General features: G+C 59.9%; 8 protein-coding genes. 4 read left to right on the top strand and 4 right to left on the bottom strand.

Annotated elements, in window-relative coordinates; translation table 11 throughout:
- The coding region (locus C8J30_RS18015) for an AAA family ATPase (protein WP_146227970.1) at window positions 1-466 on the top strand (466 nt) is incomplete at its 5' end.
- Window positions 467-817: 351 nt separating this feature from the next.
- Here C8J30_RS18015 and rhuM read toward each other — a convergent pair.
- The 4 genes from rhuM to C8J30_RS18000 form a co-directional block, all read right to left on the bottom strand.
- On the bottom strand, window positions 818-1,843 hold the full coding sequence (gene rhuM, locus C8J30_RS18010) for a RhuM family protein (RefSeq protein ID WP_110807462.1): 1,026 nt from the start codon (window positions 1,841-1,843) through the stop codon (window positions 818-820).
- A 358-nt stretch (window positions 1,844-2,201) separates the two neighbouring features.
- Complete coding sequence (locus C8J30_RS18005; protein ID WP_110807461.1) at window positions 2,202-2,606, bottom strand: hypothetical protein; 405 nt, start codon at window positions 2,604-2,606, stop codon at window positions 2,202-2,204.
- Between the two features lie 171 nt (window positions 2,607-2,777).
- Complete coding sequence (locus C8J30_RS19290) at window positions 2,778-2,909, bottom strand: hypothetical protein (protein WP_281269387.1); 132 nt, start codon at window positions 2,907-2,909, stop codon at window positions 2,778-2,780.
- A 29-nt stretch (window positions 2,910-2,938) separates the two neighbouring features.
- The gene (locus tag C8J30_RS18000; protein WP_110807460.1) at window positions 2,939-3,145 is read right to left on the bottom strand and encodes a hypothetical protein; all 207 of its coding nucleotides are present in this window, start codon (window positions 3,143-3,145) and stop codon (window positions 2,939-2,941) included.
- 248 nt (window positions 3,146-3,393) lie between these two features.
- Between C8J30_RS18000 and C8J30_RS17995 the strand changes: the two genes are divergently transcribed.
- The 3 genes from C8J30_RS17995 (at window position 3,394) to C8J30_RS17990 (ending at window position 5,741) form a co-directional block, all read left to right on the top strand.
- The gene (locus C8J30_RS17995; RefSeq protein WP_342767560.1) at window positions 3,394-3,870 is read left to right on the top strand and encodes a helix-turn-helix domain-containing protein; all 477 of its coding nucleotides are present in this window, start codon (window positions 3,394-3,396) and stop codon (window positions 3,868-3,870) included.
- Window positions 3,867-4,034, top strand: a complete 168-nt coding sequence (locus tag C8J30_RS18800; RefSeq protein WP_181420957.1) for a helix-turn-helix domain-containing protein — start codon at window positions 3,867-3,869, stop codon at window positions 4,032-4,034. The genes C8J30_RS17995 and C8J30_RS18800 overlap by 4 nt, the downstream gene beginning before the upstream one ends.
- 348 nt (window positions 4,035-4,382) lie before the next feature.
- Window positions 4,383-5,741: a DUF6538 domain-containing protein gene (locus C8J30_RS17990; protein WP_146227969.1), complete on the top strand. Its 1,359-nt coding sequence runs from the start codon at window positions 4,383-4,385 to the stop codon at window positions 5,739-5,741.
- Window positions 5,742-5,857: the final 116 nt, after the last annotated feature.

The raw sequence follows: 5,857 nt of genomic DNA, 5'->3' as shown, positions 1-5,857 counted from the left end.
GACGGCATTCGAAACTGGGCTATCTCAGCCCCATGGAGTTCGAGGCCCGCGCTATGCTAGCTTAACCAGCTGTCCACGAAACCGGCAGCAGGCCAAGAAACCGCCCTCGGACACAACGATCCAGAACGTAATGCGCAGAATTCTGGAGCACTACTTCAAGTTCTACGGCGGCATAGCACCCGAGGACATCATTGAGAAGTTCGAAGGCAAAGACAAAATGATCTGCAACACCTTGCTTTCATGGGTGAATGACGGATCACATTTCGCCATAGACGACCTCCATATGACGTGTGACGCCGGCCAGGTTGACCGTTACTTGAAGGTGTTCCAAAGAATTTTTGAAGAGTCCGAACATGGAGGTCACTTTAGGATGATGATGGGTGACGACTATGTTGCGCAGCCCGTCGATGAAATCCCCGAGACCTATGTCGCTTCTACGTTGCCGACAGGCTCCGAAACCGCGTGACGCACCGCAACATCATGACTTGAATTGAACGTTCGGCAGGAGCCTCTTTGCCATGTCGACCGGGAGTGGAGGGTTTAGACGCCCCCAACCGGCTGCATCCCCATCATCACTAAGCTGTTTTCCTAGGACTTAGGTTGCACGAGATGCAGTTACCTCGCGCAGGGCGCCGTCAGGGCCGCGGAGCGCGTCACTGACGCGCCCCATGTGCATTCGGCGCCACCCCTAGCTGGCAACTCTGCGGCCGCAGCCAGCGACTCGCTGCGCGAGCCTGGACGCATGCGCCACCTGCAGGCGCATCGCGATGAACAGGTTCGGGCGACAAGCACCGACGATGCGCAATATGCACTCCCCTCACCTTGTGCGCGGCAGCTTTTTCCCTTCGGCTTTCAAAGCAGCGATCTGCGCGTCGGCTTCCTCCTTGCGCTGAAGACGGCGCTGCGCGTCAAAGAGCTCATATTCGGCGCAGGCCTTGTTGCGCGCAGCCTCTGCCGAGATCCGGCCGCCATCGCGAAGAACCGACCGCCCGAGATTTTTGAGTTGATCGTCGAGCAGACGGCGGGCATCCGCCATTGTGACGAGACGCCCGAGATCGAGCTGATCTTCGAAGATCCCAAGCAGGATCTCGGTCAGTCGGTTCAATTCGCGAATTTCGCCTTCGGCGAGATAGTTCTTCGATGTCGTCACGTCCTGTTTGCGGATCTTGTCCTTGGGCCAGTCCTGCAACCCCATGTTTTCAAGACGATGGTCCGCGCGATCATGGATCAGCTCGGAGGGGGTCATCGACACGACCGCATGGACCAGCTTGGCCTGCGTGTGTTGGAAGAACTGCCGCGACGCTTCGTCGGAGCCGTCGTAGTCCTGACACATCGAACAGATCCGCCGCAACTCGGCGTAAAGGTTGGCTTCGCTCGTGCGGATATCGCGTATGATCTCGCGAAGCTCGCGCACACGGTCGAGGTTCCCAGGCTCCTTCAGTCGAGGCGCGTCGATCACGAAGCCCTTTCGGGCGTATTGCACCAAGATACCGGTCGCCCAGCGGCGGAACAGCGTCGCCTGCGCCGACGAGACGCGGTAACCAACCGAGATGACCATATCGAGGTTGTAGATGGTCGCGGGTCGCCCGTGAGTTGTTTGCACTTTTTGCAAAGAACTCGTCTCATCCAACTCACCCTCGTCGAGAATGTTGCGGATGTGGCGCGAGATGGCAGAGACATCACGACCGAACAGCGCGGCGATCTGCGCCTGCGTCATCCAGAGTGTGTCGCCCTCAAAGCGCAGGTCGATCTGCAAGCCCTTGTCGGTGCTGTAAACAAGGAACCGATCCCCGGTGCTTTCCTCTTCGATCAGATGGATGGGCTCGTCCTGCTCTGTGCTCACGGTTCACCTCGATTCGACGTGCATGAACAATAGCGGAACACACCTCGCCATGCACGGCGTCGTGTCGAGCGGATGATCGGCTTGCGGAATTGCGCTTGGACCAAAGCAGGATAGAGCGCCAACGAAGATCGAGCGTCAACACGCCCGGTTTTGCAGGGAACTAGGAGGGTGTGGTGGTCAGCCCTGCTAGAACACATGCTGACCCGCATCGCGGAGACGAAAGGTAGAAAGCCTCCCATGCCGTCTGGCGGTTATGGGGCACTCACCAGTTGCCCGGACGCTTTCGAGGGAACCCCTCAAGGTGCGCCCCACCTTTTGCCTTTTGCACGGCGACTGCCGCGCTCAAACGCGCCAAGTGCTATTTCTTCGCGGGAGCGGCTGCAGGCTCCACGGGAGCGCGACGAAATTCGATGTGACAGTTCTTGCGAATACTGACCTTTTCGAGCGCTTCGAGTTCCCCTTTCAGCCGGGAAAGTTCGCTCGCGTTTTCGCCATTCCCTTTGACGAAGAACGCGGCCGGCCAGAACAGAACCAGTGCAACACCAGTCGCCACCGCGTCGTTCTCGGCCTTCTTGTCCTGCACCCCGGTCAATCGCGCGACCTGATCGTTCACGCGCTGCGCCTCTTCACCGATCTGGCGGCACGAATAGGACTGATATTGCAAAGGCGAGATGTATTGCGTCCCGACCTCGTCGGACTTCTTCGCGCAGGCAGAAACCGTAAGCCCTGCGATCAAACCAGTCAGCACCACAACTCTTTTCATAGATGGCTCCTTCAAATGAGTCCCTGGAACAGGGGAGACTAATTTTTTAATTGTTTTTCAAGATCGTAGCGTCAAAATCCCAGCGCACACGATGTCGCAGCGGCGTCCACAACTCAGAGAGCGCAAACGAGCTCTTCCGCCAGCGCACGCACCCAAGAGCCCCGGACCGGGTCACGGATGCGCTGGTGCGCATTTGGCACCACCCCAGACGAAGATATCACCGAAGTAGTCTTCGGCATCGCGCAGCAACTCGCCATTCAGACAGCGCAGGACATGAAGGATGTCGTTGTGATGACGACGCATGAAAAGCTCCGCTCCCTGCGGCACAGCCATCAAGCGACCATCAGATGCCCGTTTCCATAGTCGGCAACGAGGCGATCCAGAAGTTCCTGTTCGCGCAGGGTGAACGTATCCTGATCGACAAACCGCCAGTTTCGCTCATAAAGCGCTAGCGCGGCCGGACCATCGACGACGGCGCCGTCGGGGCGGTTCCAGCACAGCTGGCGCAACTGCGGATAGTCGTTCACATTGATGGTCATGTCATCCCCAGATGGCTCAGGATCATCCGTGTCCGTCGAATTTAGACAAGCCCGCCAGCGTTTCAAAGTCATTTTCCGGCACGCACTTTGGCACTGCGTGAATTCGGCCTTCCCGAACCCGGCTCGCTTCGTTTCACCGGGAGTGGAGGGTTCAGACGCCCCCAACCGGCTGGCACCGGCTGCATCCCCATCACCACCAAGCGTTTTTTCTAGGACTTCGGTCGTTCATTCAGATCCCGGTCTTTCATGTGCAACTCCCACCCGACGCGTTCGGTGCGGTTCGTTACGGTCGTCTCATCAGCAACAACAGCGAGACGAATACAACCATGACGACCCCTTTCAAAACCAGCGAAGTCGCCCGGCTCATCTCCGATCGCGTCGATGCGCTCGCCCATCGCAAGACGCAAAACGAAATCGCGGCCGAGGCTGGCTTCGCGAATGCGAACTTCATCTCGATCCTGAAGTCCGGCAAAAGCAAGTTACCACTCGACCGAGTGCCGTCGCTGGCGAAGGCGCTTGAGGTCGATCCGGCGTATCTGATGCGCATCGCGCTTGAACAGGCGGTGGGGGTGACGGCGGCGAAGGCGATCACCGAGATCTTCGGCACGCCCGTGACAGCGAACGAGAAGGCATGGCTGGACGAGCTGCGTGACGCATCTGGCAACAGCGACCCTCGGATCACGGCGCGGGGGCGGAGCACATTGCGCGGGATATTCGGCAAATGAGCGATCTCTTCATGGTGCCGACGGGACCACTGGGACCGTGGGACCAGTTGAGCGAGAACGAGAAGGCATGGATCGAGTTCATCCGCGTGATCAGTGGTGGTCGCGATCCGAAGGTGACGCCCGCGCGCGTGCGAGCGTTACGCGAGCTCCTCGACGCGGGATGAGACGTCGGAACGGTGAAGGTCAGCCGTTCCCCAGGGAGGGGCGCAAGCCCCTCTTTCGACCCCACGCATGTGTTGCTGTCGGAATGAAACAGCACTCGACCATCGCTGTTTTTTGTGCGACCGAAAGAGCATTCGCAGCCCGGTTGACGCAACGTCATCAGGTGCCAGAATTGGGGTCAAGTCAGGTGCCAGACAGGTCAACATTTCCTTTATTTTCAAAGGAATGAGCAGAGTTCAATCCTCTCTTGCAGCACCATTTTTTCTTCTTAAATCCCAAGAAGTTGGCTGCTATCAAGGGCTTAGATTGACTTCGGTTCTACACCGAGGTTCTACACCATGGTCTTGCAGATGACCCGTCCGCAGAAGAATCCGAAATCCGGCATCTATTATTTTCGTCAGAAAACGCCCGCCGATCTGGTGGCGGTCTTCGGCCGCAAGGAGGTCAGCTGGTCGCTCGGCACAAAAGACCCGACCGAGGCCAAGGCCCGCAACATCGACGCAGTGCGCAAACAGGCCCTGATCTGGGACCGGCTGCGCAAGCGCCCGGAGCCGCTGCCGCATCAGCAGATCGTCGCGCTCTCGGGGGTGCTTTATCGCGACCACATGGCGGCGCTGGAACTGGAGCCGGGCGAGCCGGGCGTCTGGGTCGAAACGCTCAAGCTTCTGGACCGTGCCGCCGCCTCACCCGAGGCGATGGAACGCTGGTATGGCTCGACCGTTGACACACTCCTTCTGGAGCGCGGCATTGTCACCGACGACGCCAGCCGCCAGCGGCTCATACAGGAGACCGAACGCGCGATCCGTCAGCTGGCCGAGCAGCAGTTGAAGCGCGCCGAGGGGGATTACAGCCCGGACCCGCGCGCCAATCGCTTCCCGCCCTTGGCGTCATCCACGGTTCCCACTGCCGCCCCGTCAGAGAAACTGAGCATCACCGCGCTCTTCAAGCTTTGGGAGCGGGACCATCTGGCGAATGGCAAGTCCGCCCGGACCGTCGGCGATTTCCGGCAAAAGATCGACTCGCTGATCGCCTTCCTCGGCCACGACGAGGCAAAAAAGGTCACGCCCGAGAACATCGCCGACTGGTGCGACCACCTGCGCCACGAAAAGGGTCTGGCCGCGCGCACGGTGAGCCAGAAATATCTGACCGTGGTCAAGGTCGTCTTCGGCGTCGCTGTCGAGAAACGCAAGCTCAAGGAAAACCCGGCCAAGGAGAACCGCGTTCGGTTCACCAAGCCGCAGCGGGTGCGCCAGAAGGGGTTCACCGACGACGAGGCGAAGGCGATCCTGAAAGCGGCTCTGGTCGATCCTGCCGATCTGGGGCGGCGCACGACAGAGAACAAGCGGGCGATCCGCTGGGGGCCGTGGATTTGCGCGTTCAGCGGCGCACGGATCACCGAGGTCATGCAGATGCGCACCGACGATCTGGTTGAGGACCACGGCATCCTGTGCTTGCGGATCACGCCCGAGGCCGGATCGGTGAAGACCGGGGCTTATCGTCTGGTGCCGATTCATCCGCAGCTTCTCGATATGGGGCTGGCGCGAATGATCCGGTCCCTGCCGCCGGGGCCGGTGTTCTACTCATCTGCGCCCGTTCGGGGCAAACCGGCCGATCCGGTCGAGCGCGCCCAGAGCGCCGGTGCGAAGGTCGGCCAGTGGGTTCGCGAGGTCGTCGGCATCACCGATCCGAACGTGCAGCCCATGCTGTGACCCCCGATGTTCATCCGGCTGAAACCAGAGTCCTTTGCTGAATTTGGCGCGGTTGCGCCGACGGAGCAATGGGCGATCTGCGCAGCCGTTCAGTTGCGCGAAGCTGATCGCCCATT

The sequence above is a fragment of the Rhodobacter viridis genome, from assembly GCF_003217355.1.
Classification (GTDB): Bacteria; Pseudomonadota; Alphaproteobacteria; order Rhodobacterales; family Rhodobacteraceae; genus Rhodobacter; species Rhodobacter viridis.
The sequence above is the reverse complement of the archived record's forward strand: the minus strand, read 5'-3'. Positions and strand labels throughout refer to the sequence as shown.

What these genes read in the sequence shown, in the direction of transcription:
- C8J30_RS18005 (WP_110807461.1), bottom strand. Translation starts at nt 2,606, where the DNA reads ATGAAAAGAGTTGTGGTGCTGACTGGTTTGATCGCAGGGCTTACGGTT.
- C8J30_RS19290 (WP_281269387.1), bottom strand. Translation starts at nt 2,909, where the DNA reads ATGCGTCGTCATCACAACGACATCCTTCATGTCCTGCGCTGTCTGAAT.
- C8J30_RS18000 (WP_110807460.1), bottom strand. Translation starts at nt 3,145, where the DNA reads ATGACCATCAATGTGAACGACTATCCGCAGTTGCGCCAGCTGTGCTGG.
- C8J30_RS18800 (WP_181420957.1), top strand. Translation starts at nt 3,867, where the DNA reads ATGAGCGATCTCTTCATGGTGCCGACGGGACCACTGGGACCGTGGGAC.
- C8J30_RS17990 (WP_146227969.1), top strand. Translation starts at nt 4,383, where the DNA reads ATGACCCGTCCGCAGAAGAATCCGAAATCCGGCATCTATTATTTTCGT.